The sequence below is a fragment of the Bradyrhizobium tropiciagri genome, from assembly GCF_018130505.1.
GTDB lineage: Bacteria > Pseudomonadota > Alphaproteobacteria > Rhizobiales > Xanthobacteraceae > Bradyrhizobium > Bradyrhizobium tropiciagri_B.
In genome coordinates this window covers 142,886-165,188 of the sequence record NZ_JAFCKH010000005.1, presented here as the reverse complement: position 1 = coordinate 165,188, position 22,303 = coordinate 142,886, and the positions used below count along the sequence as shown (strand labels likewise).

Genomic DNA, 22,303 nt, shown 5'->3' with positions numbered 1-22,303 from the left:
ATCATCATGCGGCAACATAAAGGCAGGGCGAGGCGAACATGAGGCGGGTTGTCATCACGGGGATGGGTATTGTCTCATCCATCGGTAACAACACCCAGGAAGTGCTTGCGAGCCTCTACGAGGCGAAGTCGGGCATCACGCGCGCTGCGAAGCACGCGGAGCTCGGTTTCCGTTCGCAGGTGCAGGGTGCGCCGACACTCAATCCCGCCGAGGTGATCGACCGCCGCGCGATGCGGTTCCTGGCCGAAGGCGCGGCGTGGAATCACGTCGCCATGGAGCAGGCGATCCGCGATTCCGGCCTCGAGGAGACCGAGGTCTCCAACATCCGCACCGGCATCATCATGGGCTCCGGCGGTCCGTCGACGCGCACGCTGGTGGAAGCCGCCGACATCGCGCGCAGCAAGGGGCCGAAGCGCGTCGGTCCGTTCGCGGTGCCGAAGGGCATGTCCTCGACGGCGTCGGCGACGCTGGCGACCTGGTTCAAGATCAAGGGCGTGAACTACTCGATCTCCTCGGCCTGCGCGACGTCGAACCATTGCATCGGCAACGCCTATGAGACGATCCAGATCGGCAAGCAGGACGTCATCTTCGCCGGCGGCTGCGAGGAGCTCGACTGGACGCTGTCGGTGCTGTTCGACGCCATGGGCGCGATGTCCTCGAAGTACAACGACACGCCCGCCACCGCCTCGCGTCCCTACGACATCAGCCGCGATGGTTTCGTGATCGCCGGTGGCGCCGGCGTCGTGGTGCTGGAAGAGCTCGAGCATGCCAAGGCGCGCGGCGCCAAGATTTATGCCGAGGTGGTCGGCTACGGCGCGACCTCGGACGGCTACGACATGGTGGCGCCGTCGGGCGAGGGCGCCGAGCGCTGCATGCGCATGGCGATGTCGACGGTGAACACGCCGATCGACTACATCAATCCGCACGCCACCTCGACGCCGGCCGGCGATCCGCCGGAGATCGAGGCGATCCGCAAGGTGTTCGGCACCGGCGAGAAGTGCCCACCGATCTCGGCGACCAAGGCGCTGACCGGCCATTCGCTCGGCGCCACCGGCGTGCAGGAGGCGATCTATTCGATCCTGATGCTGAACAACGGCTTCGTCTGCGAGAGCGCGCACATCACCGAGCTCGATCCCGTGTTCGCCGACATGCCGATCGTGCGCAAGCGCATCGACAACGCCAAGCTCGCCACCGTGCTGTCGAACTCGTTCGGCTTCGGCGGCACCAACGCCACGCTGGTGTTCAAGCGCCTCGATGCGTGATCTCGATCCTATCTCTGCTCGCTCGCAATGGGAGGTTTCCAGGCAGCGAATGAGGACATTGCAACGTTCCGAACTGGGGTGCGCATGATTATCGAACCGCGCGTGCGAGGCTTCATCTGCACCACGGCACATCCCGTCGGCTGCGCCACCAATGTCCGCGAGCAGATCGCCTATGTGCTGCGCCAGGGCCCGATCGCCGACTGCCCCAAGCGCGTTGCCGTGCTGGGCTGCTCGACCGGATACGGCCTCGCGAGCCGCATCGTGACGACCTTTGCCGGCGGCGCCGAGACGATCGGCGTGTCGCTGGAGCGCGAGCCGACGGCGACCCGGACCGGCAGCGCCGGCTGGTACAACAACCGCGCCTTCGAGATCGAGGCCCGGAAGATCGGACGCGCGCCGCTCACGCTCGAGGGCGACGCCTTCTCCGACGAGTTGAAGCAGAGCTTCATCGAAGCCGTGCGCGAAAAATTCGGCCAGCTCGACCTGCTGGTCTACAGCATGGCCGCGCCGGCGCGCACCGATCCGGTCACCGGCAAGACCCATCGCTCGGTCATCAAGCCGCTCGGCGCGCCCGTCGAGATCAAGACGCTCGACACCGAAACCGGCGAGGTCTTCCAGACCACGCTCGAACCGGCGAGCGAGGAGCAAACCGCCGCCACCGTCGCGGTGATGGGCGGCGAGGACTGGAAGCGCTGGATCGACCAGCTCGCCGACGCCGGCGTGCTGGCGCCAGGCTTCCGCACGCTCAACTACACCTATATCGGCAGCGAGCTGACCTGGCCGATCTACTGGAACGGCACGCTCGGCCGCGCCAAGGTTGATCTCGACCGCAAGGCCGAAGAGATTCGCGGCCGGCTCGACCAGGACGCCGCGCGCGTCGTGGCGCTGAAGGCCGTCGTCACCCAGGCAAGCTCGGCGATCCCGGTGGTGCCGCTCTACGGCACGGTGCTGTTCAAGGTCATGAAGCAGCTCGGCCTGCACGAAGGCTGCATCGAGCAGATCGACCGCCTGTTCCGGACCAAGCTCGGCAAGGATGTCGCGCTCGATGACGCGCAGCGCGTCAGGGTCGACGACTGGGAGCTGTCGCCCGAGGTCCAGACCGAAGTGTCGCGGCGCTGGCCGCTGCTGACCACCGAGACGCTTGGCGAGTTGGCCGATCTCGACGAGTACAAGACCCAGTTCCTCCGCCTGTTCGGCTTCGGCATTCCCGGCGTCGACTACACGCAGGACCTCGATCCCCGCGTCGTGCCGTAGCTTCGTAGCCCGGATGGAGCGAAGCGAAATCCGGGGAGCTCGTTCCGCAACTGCGTCTGTCCCGGATTGCGCTGCGCTTCATCCGGGCTACGTTGGACTCATACGCCGAGCGTGCCGGCCTTTGCCGCCGCGTAACGGTCCGCGATTGCCTTCCAGTTCACCGTATTCCACCACGCCTTGAGATAATCCGGCCGGCGGTTCTGGTAGGTCAGGTAATAGGCGTGCTCCCAGACATCGTTGCCGAGCAGTGCGCGCTTGCCGTCCATGATCGGGCTGTCCTGGTTCGGACGTGTCTCCAGCGCGAGCTTGCCGTCCTTGGCCACCGTGACGAACACCCAGCCCGAGCCGAACACGCGCCCGCCGGCGGCGTTGAAATCGGCCTGCAGTTTCTCCATGCCGCCGAGGTCGCGGTCGATCGCCGCGAGCACCTCGCCGTCAGGCTTGCCGCCGTTCGGTCCCATGATCTGCCAGAACATCGTGTGGTTGGCGTGGCCGCCCATGTTGTTGCGCACGCCGGTGCGGATCGCTTCAGGCACGCTGTTGAGACTGGCGAGCACTTCGGTGATCGGCTTCGCGGCGATCTCGGGATGATCCTTCGCAAAACCGTTCAGGTTGGTGACATAGGCCTGATGATGCTTGTCGTGATGGATCTCCATCGTCTTGGCATCGATGTGCGGCTCCAGCGCGGATGTCGGATAAGGCAGCGGATCAACCTTGAAGGGTCCGGCCGGAGCCTGCGCCGTCGCCTGCGCAAATGCCGCGCGTGAGGAAACGCTAGTGGCCGCGGCGATGCTGCCGGCTGCGATGATCAGGCGGCGTCGGGACATCGATGACATCGTGATTTCTCCATGTGTTGGAAGCGTCCTGATGTTAGGCCCAATCTGTGACCAGGTTCCAACGGCGCCGGTCACAATGTCGGGTCAAAACCATGCGCGCCGATCAGCGGCCGGTGATCTTACGACACATCCGCGCAAACAGAAAAAGGGCGGCCTTTCGGCCGCCCTTTCGCAACACTCAGATTCCAGATCTTACTCGCCGGCGGCTTCGCGCGGCGCCGGGGCGTCGGTCTTCGGCTTGGCTTCGAGATCCTCGCCGGTCTCCTGGTCCACCGCCTTCATCGACAGGCGGGTCTTGCCGCGGTCGTCGAAGCCGAGCAGCTTGACCTTGACCTTGTCGCCTTCCTTGACGACGTCGGAGGTCTTCTGCACGCGGTTGGCCGCGAGCTGGCTGATGTGGACGAGGCCGTCCTTGGCGCCGAAGAAGTTCACGAAGGCGCCGAACTCCATCACCTTGACGACGGTGCCCTCATAGATCTGGCCGACCTCCGGATCGGAGGCGATCGACTTGATCCACTTGATGGCGGCCTTCATCGCCTCGCCGTCGTTGGAGGCGACCTTCACGGTGCCGTCGTCCTCGATGTTGACCTTGGCGCCGGTCTTCTCGACGATCTCGCGGATCACCTTGCCGCCGGTGCCGATCACTTCGCGGATCTTGTCGGTGGCGATCTTGAAGGTCTCGATGCGCGGCGCGTATTCGCCGAGCTCGGCGCGGGCCGCGGTCAAGGCCTTGGCCATCTCGCCGAGGATGTGGATGCGCCCTTCCTTGGCCTGGCCAAGCGCAACCTTCATGATCTCCTCGGTGATGCCCTCGATCTTGATGTCCATCTGCAGCGAGGTGATGCCCTGGTCGGTGCCGGCGACCTTGAAGTCCATGTCGCCGAGATGATCCTCGTCACCGAGGATGTCCGACAGCACCGCAAAGCGCGAACCTTCCAGGATCAGGCCCATCGCGATACCAGCGGTCGGCCGCTTCAGCGGCACGCCGGCATCCATCAGCGACAGCGAGGCGCCGCAGACCGAGGCCATCGAGGACGAGCCGTTCGACTCGGTGACCTCGGAGACCACGCGCACGGTGTACGGGAACTCGTGATGCGGCGGCAGCACCGGGTGGATCGCGCGCCAGGCGAGCTTGCCGTGGCCGACCTCGCGGCGCTTGGTGCCGCCGAGACGGCCGGTCTCGCCGACAGAGTAGGGCGGGAAGTTGTAGTGCAGCAGGAACGTTTCCTTGTACGTCCCCGACAGCGCGTCGATGTACTGCTCGTCCTCGCCGGTGCCGAGCGTGGTCACGACCATCGCCTGGGTCTCACCGCGGGTGAACAGCGCCGAGCCGTGAGCGCGCGGCAGCACGCCGACCTCGGCCAGGATGTTGCGCACGGTCTTGACGTCGCGGCCGTCGATGCGCTTGCCGGTATCGAGGATGTTCCAGCGGACGATCTTGGCTTCGAGCTCCTTGAACACGCCGGCGACGCGCAGCTTGTCGTATTTCGGCTCCTGGCCTTCGGGGAAGAAGTGCGCCAGCACCTTCTCCTTGACGGCGCCGACCGCGGCATAGCGTTCCTGCTTCACCGGGATCGCATAGGCGCTGCGCAGCTCCTGCTCGGCGATGCCGAGCATCTCCTTCTCGATCTCCGTATTGTCGATCGTGGTGACGTCGCGCGGCTCCTTGGCGGCCTTCTCCGCGAGCTCGATGATCGCATTGATCACCGGCTGGAAGTGGCGGTGGCCGAACATGACCGCGCCGAGCATCACCTCTTCGTTGAGCTCCTTGGCTTCCGACTCGACCATCAGCACGGCGTCGGCGGTGCCGGCGACGACGAGGTCGAGCTGGGTCTCGGTCATCTCGTCCAGCGTCGGGTTGAGGATGAACTCGTCATTGGCGAAGCCGACGCGCGCTGCGCCGATCGGGCCCTTGAACGGCGCACCGGACAGCGTCAGCGCCGCGGACGCGGCCACCAGCGACACGATGTCCGGATCGTTCTCCATGTCGTGCGAGAGAACGGTGACGATCACCTGGGTCTCGTTGCGCCAGCCGTCGACGAACAGCGGACGGATCGGGCGGTCGATCAGGCGGGAGACCAGCGTCTCCTTCTCGGTCGGACGGCCCTCGCGCTTGAAATAGCCGCCGGGAATGCGGCCCGCGGCATAGGTCTTCTCCTGGTAGTCGACGGTGAGCGGCAGGAAGTCGACGCCTTCGCGCGGCGCCTTGGCGGCGACGACGGTGGCGAGCACCACGGTCTCGCCATAGGTCGCCATCACGGCGCCGTCGGCCTGGCGGGCGATCTTGCCGGTCTCAAGTTTGAGGGGACGTCCACCCCAGTCGATCTCGACGGAATGCGTATTGAACATTTCGGTCTTCTTTCATGGTTTCACGAAAGCACGGAGCCCAGAAACACAAAGACCATGCCAAGACGGCGAGACACTGATGCGCATTCGCGACCAGTATCCGGCGATCCTGCCATGGTCTTCGGGCTTCGGATGGCGTCCATCCTTTCGGTCATCTGGGCATCTTGCCCCGTCCAGCGGCCGGATTGCTGCTGAACGCTAGTGCGCATGATCATCTTTCGACAATTCGAAAGTCCGCGTTCCGGAAAATCATGCGAAAACGCGCGCGAACCGCGCGCGCGTGCTTCTTGAAATCAACGACGGATGTTGTGCTTTTCAAGCAGCGCCTTGTAACGCGCCTCGTCCTTGCGCTTGATGTAGTCGAGCAAAGAACGGCGCGTCGACACGAGCTTCAGCAGGCCGCGGCGTGAATGGTTGTCCTTCACGTGGCTCTTGAAGTGCTCGGTGAGGTTGTTGATGCGTTCCGACAGGATCGCGACCTGGACCTCAGGCGAGCCGGTGTCGCCGGCTTTGGTGGCATTCGTCTGGATGACTTCCGCTTTGCGTTGCGCGGTAATCGACATCGTCACTTGCTTTCTTGGTTGCGAGCGGAACTGGCAGTCAGTCCGTTCAGGTTGAACACGCGCTTGGGGATGAGTTCGCCATTGCCAATTTCGGCAAGCGCGAGAAGTCGGCCTGCCACCGTGACATAGACTGTGCCGCTACTATTGGGCGCATCCCGTCCGCGCAACAAAACGGCCTGGCCCCGATGGAGCCTTGCCGCATCAGCCCGTGTGACGGCCAGTGCCGGGATGTCGTCCAGCGCGGTCTCAACGGGCAAAAGCGCGTCGGCGAGGCTGCCCTCGCCAGACGCGGCTCTATTGCATAAAGCCTCCAACTGTTCCAGCGGAATCATGTCCGCTTCGGTAAATGGGCCGACAATGGTCCGCCGGAGAGCGCAGATATGGCCGAAACAGCCCAGAATCCGGCCCATATCGCGGGCCAGCGCCCGCACATAGGTTCCCTTGCCGCATTCCGCCTCGAACACGGACTGGCCGTTATCGCCATGTTCCACAAGGATTAATTCGTGAATCTCGACCGGGCGGGGCTTCAGGTCGACGGTCTCGCCGTCGCGCGCCAAGTCGTAGGCGCGCTCGCCCTGCACCTTGATCGCCGAATATTGCGGCGGGATCTGCTCGATCAGCCCGGTGAAGCGCGGCAGCAGCTCGCGGATCTGCTCGGCGGTCGGACGGTCCGGGCTGGTCCTGACCGCGCGTCCCTCGGTGTCGTCGGTGTCGCGCTCCTCGCCCCAGCACACCGTGAAACGGTAGCGCTTGCGGCCGTCCATCACGAACGGAACCGTCTTGGTAGCTTCGCCCAGCGCGATCGGCAGGCCGCCGGAAGCGAGCGGATCGAGCGTGCCGGCATGGCCGGCGCGCTTGGCCTGGAACAGGCGCTTGAGCACGGCGACCGCGTGGGTCGAGGTCATGCCGATCGGCTTGTCGAGCACCACCCAGCCGTGCACGTCGCGCTTGTCACGGCGCGGCTGCTGATTCTGCTTGCCCTGCTTCTGGCGGGGGTCGTTGTTGGTGCGCCGCGGCTCGTCGGTGCGCGGTCCGGAAAAGATGTCAGCGTCAGGCGGCTCGGCAGCCTTGCCGTCTACGCTGCTGGTCGTCATCACAGTCATCACTCGTCGTCCGAATCGGGTGCAAGGTCGCGCTGCACCGCAGGTGTTCGCAGGAGTTTCTCGATCCGTTCCGCCTCGTCGAATCGCTCATCGACGCGGAAGCGGATGTCAGGTGCAAATTTCAGGTTGACGCGGTGCGCGATCTCGCCGCGAAGGAATTTCTTGTTGCGGTCGAGCGCTGCGATCACGGTCTCGGTGTCGCGGCCGCCGAGCGGCATCACGTAGATCGTCGCGAGCTTCAGGTCCGGCGACATACGCACCTCGGGAACGGTGATGATGTGGCCTTCGAGATCCGGATCGTGGACGTCACCCTGCGACAGAATCTCGGCAACCGCATGGCGTACCGTCTCGCCGACGCGTAGCTGACGTTGTGAGCCACCCGGAGTGGAACTCTTCTTTTGACGGGGCATGATGTCTTCCAAAACCGTCACGCCCGCCGGCTTCGCCGCGGGCTGACAATGTCCTAGCTTTCAATTCAGGCAATGCGCGGGTGGCCGGAGCAAAGCCCGGCCACGCCGTCGCATGTTCAGTTAAATGGACCCAGACTCTTCGTAAGATCTGCGCTTCGTAAGATTTGGACTTACAGAGAGCGCTGGATCGTCTCGACGCGGTAACACTCGATCACATCGCCGACACGCATGTCGCCGTAGTTCTCGAATGCCATGCCGCACTCCTGGCCGGCGACCACTTCCTTCACTTCATCCTTGAAGCGCTTCAGCGTCGACAGCTTGCCTTCGTGCACCACGACGTTGTCGCGGATCAGGCGCACATTGGCACCGCGTTCCACGGTGCCGTCGGTGACGCGGCAGCCTGCGACCTTGCCGACCTTGGAAATGTTGAACACTTCCAGGATCTGCGCGTTGCCCAGCATGGTCTCGCGCAGGGTCGGCGCGAGCAGGCCGGACATCGCCTTTTTGATGTCATCCACCAGATCGTAGATGATGTTGTAGTAGCGGATCTCGATGCCGTTGCGCTTGGCCGCGGCGGCCGCTTCCTTGTTGGCGCGGACCGAGAAGCCGATGATCGCGGCGTTGAAGCCTTCCGCCAGCGTGACGTCGGACTCCGAGATGCCGCCGACGCCGGCATGCAGGATGCGCGCGGCGACTTCGTCGGTGCCGAGCTTCTCCAGCGAGCCCAGGATCGCTTCCAGCGAGCCCTGCACGTCGGCCTTCACGATCAGCGGGAACTCCTTGCGGCCCGCGGTCTTCAGCTGCGACATCATCTGCTCGAGCGAGCCGCGCATGCCGGAGATCGAGGCGGCGGCATTCTCGCGCTTCTGGTGCGCACGGTAGCTCGTGACCTGGCGGGCGCGGGCTTCGTTCTCGACGACAGCGAGACGGTCGCCGGCTTCCGGCGGGCCGTTGAAGCCGAGCACCTCGACCGGCACGGACGGGCCGGCCTCGTCGAGATTCTCGCCCTGGTCGGAGATCAGCGCACGGACGCGGCCCATCTCGGCGCCGGCGACGATGATGTCGCCGATGCGCAGCGTGCCGCGCTGCACCAGCACGGTCGCGACCGGACCGCGGCCGCGATCGAGCTTGGCTTCGATCACGGTGCCTTCCGCCGGACGCTCCGAATTGGTCTTCAGGTCGAGGATTTCGGCCTGCAGCGCGATCATCTCGAGCAGCCGGTCGAGATTGGTCTTGTTCTTCGCCGAAACCTCGACGTCGACGACGTCGCCGCCGAGCGATTCAACCTGCACCTCGTGCTGCAGCAGCTCGGTGCGCACGCGCTCCGGTCGCGCATCGGGCTTGTCGATCTTGTTGATCGCCACGATCATCGGCACCTTGGCCGCCTTGGCGTGGTTGATCGCCTCGATCGTCTGCGGCATCACGCCGTCATCGGCCGCGACCACCAGCACGACGATGTCGGTGACCTTGGCGCCGCGGGCGCGCATCGCGGTGAACGCGGCGTGGCCGGGCGTGTCGATGAAGGTGATCTTGGTGCCGCTCTCGGGCGACAGCACCTGATAGGCGCCGATATGCTGGGTGATGCCGCCGGCTTCGCCGGACACCACGTTGGCGTGGCGCAGCGCGTCGAGCAGCGAGGTCTTGCCGTGGTCGACGTGGCCCATGACGGTGACCACCGGCGAACGCGGCTCGGTATCGGTGGAATCGTCGACGACGTCGAACAGGCCTTCTTCGACGTCAGACGCGGCGACGCGCTTGACGCTGTGGCCGAGCTCTTCGGCGATCAGCTGCGCGGTGTCGGCGTCGATCACGTCGGTGATCTTGTGCATCGCGCCCTGCTTCATCAGCATGCGGATGACGTCGACCGCCCGCTCGGACATGCGGTTGGCGAGTTCCTGGATCGTGATCGCTTCCGGAATGGTGACTTCGCGGATCAGCTTTTCCTTCGGCTCGTTCGACGCGTGGCCCTTCAGGCGCTGGGTGCGGCGGCGGAACGAGGCGATCGAACGCTCGCGCACGTCGTCGGCGTTGAGCGCCGTGGTCACGGTGAGGCGGCCACGCTCCTTCTGCGGACCGGGCTTGTGGGTCGTCTTCGGCGCGGCTGCCGGGCGGATCGCACCGCCGGGGCGGCGCACCAGACGCGGACCCTCATCCTCATCCGCCTCGGCCGCAACGGCCGGCGGACGCGGCGCGCCAGCCGGCGTGCGTGCGGTGGTGGTCGTGGTCGTACGGCCGGGCGCGGATGTCGCGGGGCGTGCCGGAGCAGATGTCGCGGGCCGTGCCGGCGCCGACGAAGCCGCGGCAGGCCTTGCCGCCGGCGCGGCGGCAGCGGGGGCGCCCGGCTTGGCCTCGCCTTCACCAAAGCGGCGCTTGGCTTCGACCTCGGCCTTGCGCTTGGCCTCTTCCTCGTGGCGATGGCGCTCTTCTTCGGCCTTGCGGCGCGCTTCGGCGGCCTCGCGCTCGACCTTCTCGGCCGCCTCGCGCGCGGCGCGGCGCTTGGCTTCCTCTTCGGCCTGTCGGCGCTCTTCGATGTCGCGCTGCCGTGCATCGGCCAGCGCGCTGGCGCGGGCCGAACGCTCGTCCTCGGTCAGGGTCGGCAGCACCACACCGGAGCGGGTGTTGCGCTGTTGCTGGTTCTGCGGCGGGCGGCCGAGCGGCGGCCTCGGCGCGGGCGCCGCGGGCTTTGCAACCACGGGTTCCGGGGCATGCGGTTCGGGGCCGTCGCCGCCGATGCGGCGCTTGCCGCGCTTCTCGACCACGACCTGCTTGCTCCGGCCATGGCTGAAGCTCTGGCGCACGGTGCCCGTCTCGACGCGCGGCTTCAGCGACAGCGTCTTGCTTGGGACACTCAAAGTCTTGTCGCCAGGGGTCTTCGTATCAACCATTCAGCAGTCCTAATCTCGTTTCGTTGTGCGTTTTCCGCACAAATCCCTCAACGTTCGTCTTTGCTGAGCATGATCCGATCGGAAAGACGGGCGTCCGCCTTCCTGAATCACGCTCTGGAATTTCTGGCCGCTTCGGCGGTCTTGTCGTCGTCGGCCATCCGGTATCGGACCAGCATCTGGCAGCGCGACAGGAACGTCTTGCTCGCCGGGCCCGCGAGCAGCGCAGCATGTATCACATTTGACCGCCCAAGTGCCAAATCCAATTCTGCCGACGTCAAAACATTGACGACGGGTATTACCGACGATTCACCACGTTTTCCGTCCCTTTGCCGCAGGATCGCGTCCAATTTGCGGATTCCGTCGGCGGCGCCGTCGGAAGCGTGGATCAGGGCTGCGGTTTCGCTCCGGTTGAGTGCGTCCTCGACCTTGCCGAAGCCCGAAACCACCTGGCCGGCCTTGGCGGCCATCGCCAGCGCCTCGGTGACGCTACGGACCAGGAGTGCCTCGGTGTCGCTGGGAAGGGTCGGCGCGACGCGGACATCGCGCTTGAATCCCTTGCTAAATTGGTGACGGCGGACGGCTTCCGCAACGCTTCGCCGCGATGCGGAAACCCATAATCCGCGGCCCGGCAGCTTGCGCTTGAGATCCGCGACCACCTCGCCGCCGGGGGCGACGACGAACCGGATCAGCTCGTCGATCGGATGCACCTCGCGGCTGACCGCGCACATCCGCGTGGTCGCGGACTTCTGTGTCCGCGGCCCATCGTCGAGATCGGGGTCAATTGCTGCGAGCATCCGCGGGCCATCTCCTTAGGCTGCCGGTTCTTCGGCGGCCTCGGCTTCCTCGGCCGGTTTGGCGAGGTCGGCCTCGGTGATCCAGCCGGCCTTGACGCGGGCCTGCATGATCATGGCCTCGGCCTCGTCGCGCGATATCTCGATGCCGTCGAGGAACCCGGCATGCTTGGTCGGCTCGCTGCCTTCCTTGCGCTCGGTCCAGCCGACCAAATCGTCAGTGGCGCAGCCGGCGAGGTCCTCGACCGACTTCACGTCGTTCTCGCCGAGCTTCACCAGCATCTTGCCGGTCATGCCGGGCACGTCCTTCATGTCGTCCTCGACGCCGAGCTCCTTGCGCTTGGCTTCCAGCTCGGCCTCGAGCTGCTCGAGATATTCGCGGGCGCGGGTCTGCAGCTCGGTGGCGGTCTCCTCGTCGAAGCCCTCGATGCCGGCCAGTTCCTTGACGTCGACCAGCGCGAGTTCCTCGACCGAGGTGAAGCCTTCGGAGGCGAGCAGCTGCCCCACCACCTCGTCGACATTGAGCGCTTCCATGAACACGCGGGTCGAGTTCTCGAAGTCAGCCTGGCGGCGCTCCGACTCTTCCTGCTCGGTCAGGATGTCGATGTCCCAGCCGGTCAGCTGCGAGGCGAGGCGGACGTTCTGGCCGCGGCGGCCGATCGCCAGCGAGAGCTGGTTGTTGGTGTCGGGCACCACGACCTCGATGCGTTCGCGCTCTTCGTCGATCACGACCTTGGCGACTTCAGCCGGCGCCAGCGCGTTGACGACGAAGGTCGCGATGTCGGGCGACCACGGGATGATGTCGATCTTCTCGCCCTGCAGCTCGTTGACCACGGCCTGCACGCGCGAGCCGCGCATGCCGACGCAGGCGCCGACCGGGTCGACCGAGGAATCGCGCGAGATCACGCCGATCTTGGCGCGCGAGCCGGGATCGCGGGCCACCGCCTTGATCTCGACGATGCCGTCGTAGATCTCGGGCACTTCCTGCGCGAACAGCTTTGCCATGAACTGCGGATGGGTGCGCGACAGGAAGATCTGCGGGCCGCGGGTCTCGCGGCGGACGTCGAAGATGTAGGCGCGGACGCGGTCGCCGTTGCGGAACACCTCGCGCGGCAGCATCTCGTCGCGGCGGATGATCGCCTCGCCGCGGCCGAGGTCGACGATCACGCTGCCGTATTCGACGCGCTTGACGATGCCGTTGACGATGTCGCCGATGCGGTCCTTGAACTCCTGATACTGCCGGTCGCGCTCGGCCTCGCGCACCTTCTGCACGATCACCTGCTTGGCGGACTGCGCGGCGATACGGCCATATTCCAGCGGCGGCAGCGTGTCGGCGATGGTGTCGCCGACCTGGGCGCCCGGATTGGCGCGCTGCGCATCATGCAGCGAAATCTGGTTGGAGGCGTTCTCGACGACTTCGACGACGAGCATGTGGCGGGTCAGCCGGAGCTCGCCCTTCTTGGCGTCGATCTCGGCATGGATGTCGGTTTCGCTGCCGTAGCGGGCGCGGGCGGCCTTGGCGATGGCGTCTTCCATCGCCGCGATCACGATGGAGCGGTCAATCGACTTCTCGCGCGCAACTGCGTCTGCGATCTGCAGCAGTTCGAGTTTGTTGGCGCTGACTGCCATGGCTTAGTCTCCTTCGGATGGATCGATCTCGCCCCGGCGCGCGCGTTCGGCGGCGAGGCGGTGTTGTTTGGTGTTGGTCGGGGCCGGCTTCTTGCCGGGCTTGGCCTTCGGCTTCTGGCTCTTGGCCGGATCGCTCTTCTTCGCGTGCGCCGGCTGCGGCGGCGCGAGGCCGAGTTCGCGGCGCAGCTCGCGTTCGGCGGCCTTGCCGCGGCGCATCGATTCCTCGATCAGCTCGTCGGTCAGCACCAGCCGCGCCTCGGAGATGTCCTCCATCACGAGGAGGACGTCGGCGTCTTCGCCCGGACGCGGATCGTCACGCCGCACGCGCACGGCGTTGTCCTCGACACCGGCGAGCACGCCGCGGAACCGCTTGCGGCCCTGATGCGCCACCGCCATCTCGATCTTCACAAGATGGCCCGTGTAACGCTCGAAGTCGGAGCGGCGCACCAGCGGGCGGTCGATGCCGGGCGAGGAGATTTCGAGGCGATAGGCGCGCTCGATCGGATCGGCGACGTCGAGCACCGGCGACAGCGCGCGCGAGATCGCCTCGCAATCCTCGAGCTGCATCGAGCCGTCGGGCCGCTCCGCCATGATCTGCACGGTGCAGCCGGCATCGCCCGACACCTTGATGCGCACCAGCCGATAGCCCATGCCCTGCAGCACCGGCACCGCGACCGCAGCGACGCGCGCCGCGGCTCCCGGCTCGACGACGAGCCTCGGCTCGGCGAGAAGTTCGGTGTCCACGGGCGTGGCGGTCGGATCGGTCATAGCAAGCGTCAAAGGCGTCTGAGGTCTGTCGTGTTGGATCTGCGGCCTTAACTGGCCGCTAACGCTACCCGAATGGCGCCTGGCCTCGCCGGTCCCCTCGGGTAATAAAAAAGAGCGGGTCCCGGGGGGCCCACTCTCCTACGCGATCGTATGAGATACCATAAGTTGCGAGGGATATAGCCCTTTTGCCGCGGTCGGGCAAGGCCTTCCGGCCCTGTTCGGCCGGATTTGCCGCGCATCCGGGGCGGCGCACGATCTAACACTCCGTTTACGAACGGGACCTTAGATTGCCGCGAAAACCGGCACAGGCCGCCGGTTTGGACGGACGTATGACCACGGCCCCGGCACTGATCCCGGAACTCGCAGATATCGTTAGCCGCGGCGACCCCAAGCGCCGCGCCGAGGCCGCGCGACGGGTCAGCGAGCTGTTTTTTCAGGGGGTTGCCCGGTTCCGTCCCGATCATGTCGACCTGTTCGACGGTGTGCTGACGAGCCTGGTTCCGCATGCCGAACTGGCGGCACGGGTCGATCTCGCCGAACGGCTGGCGCTGCTTGCCAATGCGCCGCGGCAGCTGGTGGGCCAGCTCGCCCATGAGGACGAGATCGCGATCGCCGGCCCGCTGCTGCGCAAATCCCCCGTCATCACCGATCCCGTGCTGATCGAGATCGCCCATTCCAAGGGCCAGGGTCATCTGCTCGCCATGGCGGAGCGGGCCAAGCTCTCGACCGCGCTGACCGACGTCATGGTCCGTCGCGGCGACCGCGATGTGGTCAGGTGCGCGGCCGGCAATGCCGGCGCGGCATTCTCCGACGGCGGCTTCGCCGCGATCATCCGTCGCGCCGGCCAGGACGGCGTGCTGACGCTGAAGATCGGCCGCCGCGACGATCTGCCGCCCGATCATCTGAAAGGCCTGCTGGCGGGCACGCTCGACGTGATCCGGCGGCGCCTGTTCGACGTCGTCAAGCCGGAGCGGCAGTCCGAGATCAAGCTTGCGATGAGCGAGCTCGAAGGCGCGATCCCACCGGTCGCGGGGCGTGATTTCGTCGAGGCGCAGCGTGCCATCCTGGCGCTGCATCGCGCCGGCCAGCTCAACGAGGCCGCGCTGCTCGGCTTTGCAAAGGCTTTCAAATACGAGGAATGCGTCGCGACGCTTGCCGCGATGACCGCCGTGAAGATCGTCACGCTCGACCGCCTGATCTCCGGCGACCGCTACGATCCGATCCTGATCGCGAGCAAGACGCTCGGCTTCGAATGGCCGACCGTGCGCGCGCTGATCCTGATGCGGCTCGGGCCCAACCGCATCCCGTCGCCGGCCGACATCGAAGGCGCGCGGGTGAATTTCGTCCGCCTGATGCCGTCGACCGCACAGCGCGTCGTGGACTTCTGGAAGTCGCGGTAGGGGGTGATTGGCGTCGTTCCGGGTTCGATGCTAGCGCATCGCCCCGGAATGACAATCAGCACGGCAAGCGTCGAAATCTCAGATACGCCGCCTTGCGGCCTTCGCGCTCGGCCTTCGCACCGTAGCGCGTCATGGTGTAGTCGGGCCAGGGCTGCTGCCAGTCGATCGCGCGTTCGGCGAGCCAGGCGAAATCCGGCGAGCGCATCAGATGCGCCAGCGTCCAGGCGCAGTAATCGTCGATGTCGCTGACGAAGCGGAATTCGCCGCCCGGTTTGATGATGCGCGCCATTGCGGCGACGGTCGCATCCTGCACGAAGCGCCGCTTCCAGTGCCGCCGCTTCGGCCACGGATCCGGATGGATCAGGTCGACGCGCGCGAGCGAACGGGGCGGCGCCCAGGCCAGCAGTTCGGCGGCGTCGCCTGCGAACAGGCGGATGTTGCCGATGTTGAACGCTTCGATCTGCGTCAGGATCTTCGCCATGCCGTTGACGTAAGGCTCGCAGCCGATGAAGCCGGTCATCGGAAACGCCCGCGCCTCCGCGATCAGATGCTCGCCGCCGCCGAAGCCGATCTCGAGCCGGATATTCTCGGTGCCGTCATCGAACAATTCGGTCAGCGCGTCGGGCGCCGGCGCGCCGATGTCGAGCGAAAGATGCGGCAGCAGATTGCCGATCAGGTCGGCCTGATGCGCGCGCAGCTTGTGGCCCTTGCGCCGGCCGAAGAACGATCCGCGCGAATGCGCCATCGCGCCGTCGTCGGGTGCGTCGTGATCGTCAGCGTCGCGCGGTGCCGAATTCATCGCAGCGTCTGGTAGAGCCGGTACAGCAGCCGCGCACGCGGCTCGAGCGACGAGATGTAGAGCTGTTCGTAATGGGTATGCGCGCCCTTGCCGTCGACGCCGAGGCCGTCGAGCGTCGCGGTATGCGGCGCGGTGAAATTGCCGTCGGAGCCGCCGCCGGTGAAGACGTCGAGCAGCTCGAAGCCGAGCTCGCCGGCAAGCTCCTTGGCGTGCTCGTAGAGCGCGGCGCCGGCATTGCTCTTCTCGTAAGGCGGACGATTCAGTTCGCCGGTGACCTTGACGCTGACGCCCTCGGTGCGTGACGTCAGGCCGAGGATTTTCGGCACCAGTTCGTCGGCGTCGGCCATGGTCGGCACGCGCATGTCGACTTCCGCCGTGGCCTCTTCCGCGATCACGTTCGGCTTGGTGCCGCCGCGGACGACGCCGACATTGACGGTGACGCCGCGCTTGAGGTCGTTCATCGCCTCAAGTGCCTGGATCACATGGCCGAGCTCGCGGATCGCGCTGCGGCCGTCCTCGGGCCGCGTGCCCGCATGCGCCGGCACGCCCTTGATGACGACGTCGAACCGCGCGACGCCCTTGCGCCCGGTGACGATCTTGCCGCCCTCGCGCGCCGGCTCGGTCACCAGCACATATTTCGCCTTGCGTCCTTCGGCTTCGATCAGCTCCCGCGAGGTCGGGCTGCCGATCTCCTCGTCGGAGACATAAAGCTGGGTGATGCCGAGCGGCGATCGCGCGCCGTCGGCGCAGATCTGGCCGAACGCGTGGTAGGCGAGATAGGCGCCGCCTTTCATGTCGTAGATGCCGGGACCGAACGCGATATCGCCGTCGACCTTGAACGGCAGCCGTTCGATGAATCCCATCGGATGCACGGTGTCGAGATGGCTGAGCACCAGGATGCCCGGCGCCTCCTGGCCCCAGGAGGAGCGCACCGCCAGATGATCGCCGCAGCCGTCGCATCCCTTGATGCGCTCCACCGTGGCCGGCAGGTCGCGATAACCCGATGCGACGAGATCGGCGAGCTTGTTGACCTGATCGGGACGCTCGGTCGGCGACTCGATCTCGACCCAGCGGCGGATGCCGTCGAGGATCGCCGCCGCTGCAAACGGGTTACTGGACATGTCTGTTGTCGCCGCCTGTGATTTCGCTTGTCATTGCGCGCACGCGCCAGCGTTCGCCGGACTCACATAGTCCAGTTTTGAGTATCTCTCAAACGCTTGTGGCTGGATCAGGCCTGGTCGGAGGCCTCGCGCGAGGCGATCTGCTCGACCAGTTCGACGATGCTGCGGCGAAGCTTGGCGTCGTTGATGCGGGTGAAGGCGCGGGTCAGCGCAAGGCCCTCGGCGGTGGCGAGAAAATCCGCGACATAGGTCGGCGAGGCGCCCTCGCCGAAGCCGTCGCCGGTCTTGGCGCTGCTCGGCCCGCCGTCGAACAGGAAGGAGACCGGCACCTGCAGGATCTCGGAGATCTGCTGCAGCCGGCTGGCGCCGACCCGGTTGGTCCCCTTCTCGTATTTCTGCACCTGCTGGAACGTCAGGCCCAGCGCCTCGCCCAGTTTTTCCTGACTCATGCCCAGCATGATGCGTCGCATGCGGACGCGGCTGCCGACATATTTGTCAACAGGGTTGGGCGCTTTGGTGGACATTTCCAACTCTCCTAAGGGATCGAGCGCCGGTGGGCGAGGCTGGTTGGAAACCGACTATGCCTCAGGCGCCGGTAGCGTCAAATCCTGCGGGGAGGATTGGGACGAAATGCGGACAATTTTCGCAAAGGGGCTGACTGGACTTGTGATTTCGCTCAGGTCCGTACCATGCGAAGTGCACGGTCAATCTGTCAACAGGTGGAATCACACCGAGACGGATTTCGACGATTTTTCGGGTTCGGCGACAACCGGCGATATGCAGGGCTCAGGTTTTTCGCCTGGCAAAACGCCGCCACAGCACGATTGCGAAGGCAACAAATACAATTACAGCGGCGGGGATGTTCCCAATACGCGCATAGATCGTCGGCGCGATGGCCGCCGGCAGGCCGGCGTCGAGCACGCCTTCGATGCCGAGCCCGAGTTGCGCGACAGTTCGTCCCAGCGGATCGATCACGGCGGAAATGCCCGTATTCGCGGCACGCACCATCGGCAGTCCCTCTTCGATGGAGCGCATCCGGGCCTGCTGCAGATGCTGGTAGGGTCCGGTCGAGATACCGAACCAGCCGTCATTGGTCACATTGATGATCCAGCCGGGACGGTCGTCGCGCTCGACGACATTGGCGGGAAAGATCGCCTCATAGCAGATCAGCGGCAGCGCGCGCGGGGCGTTCGGCACGTCGAGCGGCTTGCGCACCGTACCTGGAATGAATCCACCCACCACCTTGGTGAGCTGCATGAAGCCGAGCTTCTCCATCCACTCCTGGAACGGGAGATATTCGCCGAACGGCACCAGATGCAGCTTGTCGTAGATCGACAGCACGCTGCCGTCATGGTCGATCACATAGATCGAATTGTAGGCGCGCGTGACGCGGACGCCGGCCGGCACATCGGGCGCACGCACCGAGCCGGTGATCAGCACGGTTCCCCGCGGCAGCAGATCGGCGATCTGTGCCATCGCGTCGGCTTCGCGGGTCAGGAAGAATGGAAACGCGGATTCCGGCCAGATCAGGATGTTGGCGTCGCTCACGCCGGTGGAGTGCGGCCCCGACGCACGATCCGACAGAGTGAGATATTTTTGCATCACCGCGGCCTTGGCGGCGTAATTGAATTTGGCGTCCTGCTGCAGGTCGGGCTGCATGATGCGCAGCTTGACGCCGGCGACCATCTGGGTCGGCTGCAGCGACAGCCGCACCGCGCCGAACACGAGCATTGCTGCCAGAACCGCCACCGCGGTCACCGTTGCAAGCCATGGCCTGCGGCCGCGCGAAAAACCGTCGATCAGCACGGCCGGGCTGGCGAAGATCGCGACCGCGAGGAACGTCATGCCCCACAGCCCGACCAATGATGCAGTTTGTGCCAGCGCCAGCGGTTCGCTCAGCGCGTAGCCGAACGCATTCCAGGGAAAGCCGGTCAGGACATGGCCGCGCAGCCATTCCGAAATCGTCAGGCTGACCGCGAGCGCGAGCACGCGCGAAGCATCGCGCGGCCAGATCAGGCGCGCCAGCGCGAAGCCGAAGGCAGTGAACAGCGCCAGATAGGCCGGCAGGCCGAGCACCGCGAACGGCGTCAGCCAGGCGAAGGTCTGCGCATCGACGAAGAAGGCGTAGCCGATCCAGTACAGTCCCGGCACGAAATAGCCGAGGCCGAACCAGAAGCCGGACAGCGCCGCCGCGGGCACGCCGCGCGCGCGTCCGGCGGCCGCGCCGTCGATCAGCCAGACCGCGATGGGGAAGGTCAGGAACAGCACCGGCCAGGCGTTGAACGGCGCCATCGCCAGCGCCGACAGCGCGCCGGCGACAAGCGCCAGCATGGCGCGCTTCCATCCCCAGGTCAGGATGATCGCAAGCGCCGCGGCGCGGAGTTTGTCGGGCAGCCTCACTGCGGGCCGGCTCCGTCTCCGGATGCCCCGGCTCCGTCTCCGGATGCCCCGGCTCCGTCGCCGGAGGCCGGCGGCGTGTTGTCATTGGCCTGCGGCGTTCCGGCGTCCGGCGTCTGCTCGCGGCGCCGCTCGCGCTCCTTGCGCGCCGGCGGCCGTTCCTTGCGGGTCGAGATCCTCAAGCGCTTCACCCGCCTTGGATCGGCGTCGAGCACCTCGACCTCGAAATTACCCGGGCCCGAGATCACCTCGCCGCGCACCGGCAGGCGGCCGACGAACGACACCAGATAGCCGCCCAGCGTCTCGACTTCCTCGCCGGCCTCGCCGGTCACGAAATCCTCGCCGATCACCGAGCGCACGTCGTCGAGGCTGGCGCGCGCATCGGCGATGAAGGAGTTGTCGGCCTGGCGGACGATCGCCGGCGGCTCGTCGGAATCATGCTCGTCGTCGATCTCGCCGACGATCTGCTCGACGATGTCCTCGATCGAGACGAGCCCATCGGTACCGCCATATTCGTCGACCACCAGCGCGAGATGGATGCGCGAGGCCTGCATCTGCGCCAGCAGGTCGATCGCGCGCATCGACGGCGGGATGTAGAGCAGCTTGCGGATGATGTTGGCTTCCGACAGCGGTAGCGCGAGATCGACCGTGCGCAGGTCGAGCCCGGCCGGGAACGGCTTCTTGCGCCGCGTCTTGGTCGCCTCGGTGACGCGCGCCCGCGCGGTCATGAAGGCGAGCAGGTCGCGGATGTGCACCATGCCTTCAGGGTCATCGAGGGTCTCGTTATAGACCACGAGACGCGAATGCGCCGCGCTCTCGAACAGGCTCATCAACTCGCCGAGCGGGATGTCACGCTTGACCGCGACGATGTCGGCGCGGTGCACCATGACGTCGGCGATCCGCCGCTCGTTGAGCGACAGGATGTTGCGCAGCATGGTGCGCTCGATCGCCGAGAAGCCGACGTCGTCGGGCGTCGAGGCATCCAGCACCACCTGCAGATCGTCGCGCACCGAGCCGGCCTTCCAGCCGAACAGCGTGCGGATCGCGCGCACCAGCCAGCCTTCGGCGGGGGCGCGCTGCACCTCGCCCTCATGCACCACGGCAGGCAGGTTGCTCACGTTGCGCGGATTGTCATGGGTTGGTTCGGAATCCGGCATGTCAGTCGATCCGATCCGCATAGGGGTCGGGGATGCCGAGCGTCTCGAGGATCTTTCGCTCGAGGCTCTCCATGTCCTCGGCATCCGCGTCGTTCTCGTGGTCGTAGCCGATCAGGTGCAGGAAGCCGTGCACGGCGAGATGGCTCAAATGATGGTCGAACGGCTTGGCTTCCTCGTCGGCCTCCCGCCGCGTCGTTTCATAGGCGATCGCGATGTCGCCGAGCATGCGCGGGGCATCGTCGTCGCTGCCGTCGCCGGTCGGCTGCAGCGCCGGGAACGACAGCACATTGGTCGGCTTGTCGATGTTGCGCCAATTGGCGTTCAGGGTGCGGATGCCGGCATCGTCGGTCAGCATGATCGCGAGTTCGGCGTCGCCGACATCGGCATCGGCGACCTCAGCCGCTGCCTCGATGGCGCGATGGATCACCGCGTCGGCGTTAGGCTCGGCCTGCCAGCACGTGGCGGTGACGAGGACCTCGGTTGCAGGAAAAGCGGACACGGTTTCAAAATCTGGGTTATGGCCGGAACCCGCAGCATGCGGGCTCGCGGCCGAAGCTATTGGTCTCAAGGTCTGGCCTTTGCCGGGCGCTGCGGCAATCCCTCATAGGCGGCCACGATGCGCGCCACCAGTTCATGGCGGATGACGTCCTCCGCCTTGAAGTGCACCTGGGCGATGCCCTCGACGCCGTCGAGCAGCTTCACCGCTTCGGCAAGCCCGGAGGCCTGGCCGTGCGGCAAATCGACCTGCGAGGGATCGCCGGTGACGATCATCCGGCTATTCTCGCCGAGACGGGTCAGGAACATCTTCATCTGCATCGACGTCGTGTTCTGCGCCTCGTCGAGGATGATCGCGGCATTGGTCAGCGTGCGGCCGCGCATGAAGGCCAGCGGCGCGATCTCGATCTCGTTGCCCTGCAGCGCGCGCTCGACGACGCGCGCATCCATCAGGTCGTACAGCGCATCATAGATCGGGCGCAGATACGGATCGACTTTCTCCTTGAGGTCGCCGGGCAGGAAGCCGAGGCGCTCGCCGGCCTCGACCGCGGGACGCGTCAGGATGATCTTGTCGACTTCCTTGCGTTCGAACAGCTGCGCGGCATGGGCGACGGCGAGCCAGGTCTTGCCGGTGCCGGCCGGGCCGATTCCGAACACCAGCTCATGCCGCTTCAGCGCGCGGATGTAGGAGTCCTGCGCCGCGGTGCGTGCCCGCACCGCCCGCTTGCGCAGATTAATGGTCTCGAAGGTCGGCTTGGCGGTCTTGTTGTCGAACTCGAACAGCGAGCCCTGCGCGATCACGGCGCGGATCGCGCCTTCGACTTCGCCCTGATCGAGGTCGTGGCCCTGGACTGCCTGGGCGTACAGCGTCTCGAGCACGCGGCGCGCTGCATCGCAGCCGTCGCGTGAGCCCGCGACGGTGACGTGATTGCCGCGGGAATCGACCACGACGCCGAGCCGCCGCTCGATCAGCGCGAGGTTCTGCCCGTAGGGGCCGACCAGCGCGGATGCGGCGCGGTTGTCGTCGAAATCGATGACGACCTGGGTCTCAGGCGGAGTTTGCATGTCGAGTTTGCGGCTGGGAGCG

The 22,303-nt window shown here is 66.0% G+C and carries 19 protein-coding genes; 3 read left to right on the top strand and 16 right to left on the bottom strand.

Annotation, left to right across the window (positions count from 1 at the left end):
* Positions 1-38 precede the first annotated feature (38 nt).
* Together fabB and fabV are read left to right on the top strand one after the other, a co-directional pair.
* Positions 39-1,262, top strand: coding sequence for a beta-ketoacyl-ACP synthase I (gene fabB, locus JQ633_RS14400; protein ID WP_211985703.1), 1,224 nt, complete (start codon positions 39-41; stop codon positions 1,260-1,262).
* Positions 1,263-1,346: 84 nt separating this feature from the next.
* On the top strand, positions 1,347-2,516 hold the full coding sequence (gene fabV / locus JQ633_RS14395; protein WP_211985702.1) for an enoyl-ACP reductase FabV: 1,170 nt from the start codon (positions 1,347-1,349) through the stop codon (positions 2,514-2,516).
* A gap of 98 nt (positions 2,517-2,614) precedes the next feature.
* On the opposite strand, the gene JQ633_RS14390 is transcribed toward fabV, so the two are convergent.
* The 9 genes from JQ633_RS14390 to rimP all read right to left on the bottom strand — a co-directional run bounded on the left by JQ633_RS14390 (position 2,615) and on the right by rimP (position 13,847).
* The gene (locus tag JQ633_RS14390; RefSeq protein ID WP_211985701.1) at positions 2,615-3,352 is read right to left on the bottom strand and encodes a superoxide dismutase; all 738 of its coding nucleotides are present in this window, start codon (positions 3,350-3,352) and stop codon (positions 2,615-2,617) included.
* 192 nt (positions 3,353-3,544) lie between these two features.
* Complete coding sequence (pnp, locus tag JQ633_RS14385; protein WP_211985700.1) at positions 3,545-5,701, bottom strand: polyribonucleotide nucleotidyltransferase; 2,157 nt, start codon at positions 5,699-5,701, stop codon at positions 3,545-3,547.
* A 290-nt stretch (positions 5,702-5,991) separates the two neighbouring features.
* Positions 5,992-6,261 carry a 30S ribosomal protein S15 gene (rpsO, locus tag JQ633_RS14380; protein ID WP_211985699.1) on the bottom strand — a complete coding sequence of 90 codons (270 nt, stop codon included), beginning with the start codon at positions 6,259-6,261 and terminating at the stop codon, positions 5,992-5,994.
* A 2-nt stretch (positions 6,262-6,263) separates the two neighbouring features.
* On the bottom strand, positions 6,264-7,364 hold the full coding sequence (truB, locus tag JQ633_RS14375; RefSeq protein ID WP_211985698.1) for a tRNA pseudouridine(55) synthase TruB: 1,101 nt from the start codon (positions 7,362-7,364) through the stop codon (positions 6,264-6,266).
* Positions 7,364-7,774, bottom strand: coding sequence for a 30S ribosome-binding factor RbfA (gene rbfA / locus JQ633_RS14370; protein WP_211986060.1), 411 nt, complete (start codon positions 7,772-7,774; stop codon positions 7,364-7,366). Before rbfA ends, truB begins: the two co-directional genes overlap by 1 nt.
* A gap of 170 nt (positions 7,775-7,944) precedes the next feature.
* On the bottom strand, positions 7,945-10,659 hold the full coding sequence (gene infB, locus JQ633_RS14365; RefSeq protein ID WP_211985697.1) for a translation initiation factor IF-2: 2,715 nt from the start codon (positions 10,657-10,659) through the stop codon (positions 7,945-7,947).
* Positions 10,660-10,766: 107 nt separating this feature from the next.
* Positions 10,767-11,453: an RNA-binding protein gene (locus JQ633_RS14360; protein WP_211985696.1), complete on the bottom strand. Its 687-nt coding sequence runs from the start codon at positions 11,451-11,453 to the stop codon at positions 10,767-10,769.
* Between the two features lie 15 nt (positions 11,454-11,468).
* A complete protein-coding gene (gene nusA / locus JQ633_RS14355) occupies positions 11,469-13,079 on the bottom strand; it encodes a transcription termination factor NusA (RefSeq protein WP_211985695.1) in 1,611 nt (536 codons plus the stop codon).
* A 3-nt stretch (positions 13,080-13,082) separates the two neighbouring features.
* Positions 13,083-13,847, bottom strand: coding sequence for a ribosome maturation factor RimP (gene rimP / locus JQ633_RS14350; protein ID WP_211985694.1), 765 nt, complete (start codon positions 13,845-13,847; stop codon positions 13,083-13,085).
* Positions 13,848-14,176: 329 nt separating this feature from the next.
* Here rimP and JQ633_RS14345 point away from each other — a divergent pair, with 329 nt between their 5' ends.
* Entirely contained in the window at positions 14,177-15,247 is a 1,071-nt protein-coding gene (locus tag JQ633_RS14345) for a DUF2336 domain-containing protein (protein ID WP_211985693.1), read from the top strand.
* A gap of 55 nt (positions 15,248-15,302) precedes the next feature.
* On the opposite strand, the gene JQ633_RS14340 is transcribed toward JQ633_RS14345, so the two are convergent.
* The 7 genes from JQ633_RS14340 to JQ633_RS14310 all read right to left on the bottom strand — a co-directional run bounded on the left by JQ633_RS14340 (position 15,303) and on the right by JQ633_RS14310 (position 22,281).
* Positions 15,303-16,046, bottom strand: a complete 744-nt coding sequence (locus tag JQ633_RS14340) for a tRNA (guanine(46)-N(7))-methyltransferase TrmB (protein ID WP_211985692.1) — start codon at positions 16,044-16,046, stop codon at positions 15,303-15,305.
* A complete protein-coding gene (locus JQ633_RS14335; protein ID WP_211985691.1) occupies positions 16,043-17,167 on the bottom strand; it encodes a M20 family metallopeptidase in 1,125 nt (374 codons plus the stop codon). Before JQ633_RS14335 ends, JQ633_RS14340 begins: the two co-directional genes overlap by 4 nt.
* A gap of 107 nt (positions 17,168-17,274) precedes the next feature.
* Positions 17,275-17,691 carry a helix-turn-helix domain-containing protein gene (locus tag JQ633_RS14330; protein ID WP_211985690.1) on the bottom strand — a complete coding sequence of 139 codons (417 nt, stop codon included), beginning with the start codon at positions 17,689-17,691 and terminating at the stop codon, positions 17,275-17,277.
* A gap of 262 nt (positions 17,692-17,953) precedes the next feature.
* Complete coding sequence (gene lnt, locus JQ633_RS14325) at positions 17,954-19,567, bottom strand: apolipoprotein N-acyltransferase (protein ID WP_349631563.1); 1,614 nt, start codon at positions 19,565-19,567, stop codon at positions 17,954-17,956.
* Positions 19,564-20,721, bottom strand: a complete 1,158-nt coding sequence (locus tag JQ633_RS14320; RefSeq protein WP_211985689.1) for a hemolysin family protein — start codon at positions 20,719-20,721, stop codon at positions 19,564-19,566. Before JQ633_RS14320 ends, lnt begins: the two co-directional genes overlap by 4 nt.
* A 1-nt stretch (position 20,722) precedes the next feature.
* The gene (ybeY, locus tag JQ633_RS14315; protein ID WP_211985688.1) at positions 20,723-21,220 is read right to left on the bottom strand and encodes an rRNA maturation RNase YbeY; all 498 of its coding nucleotides are present in this window, start codon (positions 21,218-21,220) and stop codon (positions 20,723-20,725) included.
* Positions 21,221-21,285: 65 nt separating this feature from the next.
* Complete coding sequence (locus tag JQ633_RS14310; RefSeq protein WP_211985687.1) at positions 21,286-22,281, bottom strand: PhoH family protein; 996 nt, start codon at positions 22,279-22,281, stop codon at positions 21,286-21,288.
* Between the last annotated feature and the right edge of the window lie 22 nt (positions 22,282-22,303).

Excerpts from the sequence above, each read along its gene's own strand:
- fabB (WP_211985703.1), top strand. The coding sequence starts at position 39 with ATGAGGCGGGTTGTCATCACGGGGATGGGTATTGTCTCATCCATCGGT.
- fabV (WP_211985702.1), top strand. The coding sequence starts at position 1,347 with ATGATTATCGAACCGCGCGTGCGAGGCTTCATCTGCACCACGGCACAT.
- JQ633_RS14390 (WP_211985701.1), bottom strand. The coding sequence starts at position 3,352 with ATGTCATCGATGTCCCGACGCCGCCTGATCATCGCAGCCGGCAGCATC.
- pnp (WP_211985700.1), bottom strand. The coding sequence starts at position 5,701 with ATGTTCAATACGCATTCCGTCGAGATCGACTGGGGTGGACGTCCCCTC.
- rpsO (WP_211985699.1), bottom strand. The coding sequence starts at position 6,261 with ATGTCGATTACCGCGCAACGCAAAGCGGAAGTCATCCAGACGAATGCC.
- truB (WP_211985698.1), bottom strand. The coding sequence starts at position 7,364 with ATGACTGTGATGACGACCAGCAGCGTAGACGGCAAGGCTGCCGAGCCG.
- rbfA (WP_211986060.1), bottom strand. The coding sequence starts at position 7,774 with ATGCCCCGTCAAAAGAAGAGTTCCACTCCGGGTGGCTCACAACGTCAG.
- infB (WP_211985697.1), bottom strand. The coding sequence starts at position 10,659 with ATGGTTGATACGAAGACCCCTGGCGACAAGACTTTGAGTGTCCCAAGC.
- JQ633_RS14360 (WP_211985696.1), bottom strand. The coding sequence starts at position 11,453 with ATGCTCGCAGCAATTGACCCCGATCTCGACGATGGGCCGCGGACACAG.
- nusA (WP_211985695.1), bottom strand. The coding sequence starts at position 13,079 with ATGGCAGTCAGCGCCAACAAACTCGAACTGCTGCAGATCGCAGACGCA.
- rimP (WP_211985694.1), bottom strand. The coding sequence starts at position 13,847 with ATGACCGATCCGACCGCCACGCCCGTGGACACCGAACTTCTCGCCGAG.
- JQ633_RS14345 (WP_211985693.1), top strand. The coding sequence starts at position 14,177 with ATGACCACGGCCCCGGCACTGATCCCGGAACTCGCAGATATCGTTAGC.
- JQ633_RS14340 (WP_211985692.1), bottom strand. The coding sequence starts at position 16,046 with ATGAATTCGGCACCGCGCGACGCTGACGATCACGACGCACCCGACGAC.
- JQ633_RS14335 (WP_211985691.1), bottom strand. The coding sequence starts at position 17,167 with ATGTCCAGTAACCCGTTTGCAGCGGCGGCGATCCTCGACGGCATCCGC.
- JQ633_RS14330 (WP_211985690.1), bottom strand. The coding sequence starts at position 17,691 with ATGTCCACCAAAGCGCCCAACCCTGTTGACAAATATGTCGGCAGCCGC.
- JQ633_RS14320 (WP_211985689.1), bottom strand. The coding sequence starts at position 20,721 with ATGCCGGATTCCGAACCAACCCATGACAATCCGCGCAACGTGAGCAAC.
- JQ633_RS14310 (WP_211985687.1), bottom strand. The coding sequence starts at position 22,281 with ATGCAAACTCCGCCTGAGACCCAGGTCGTCATCGATTTCGACGACAAC.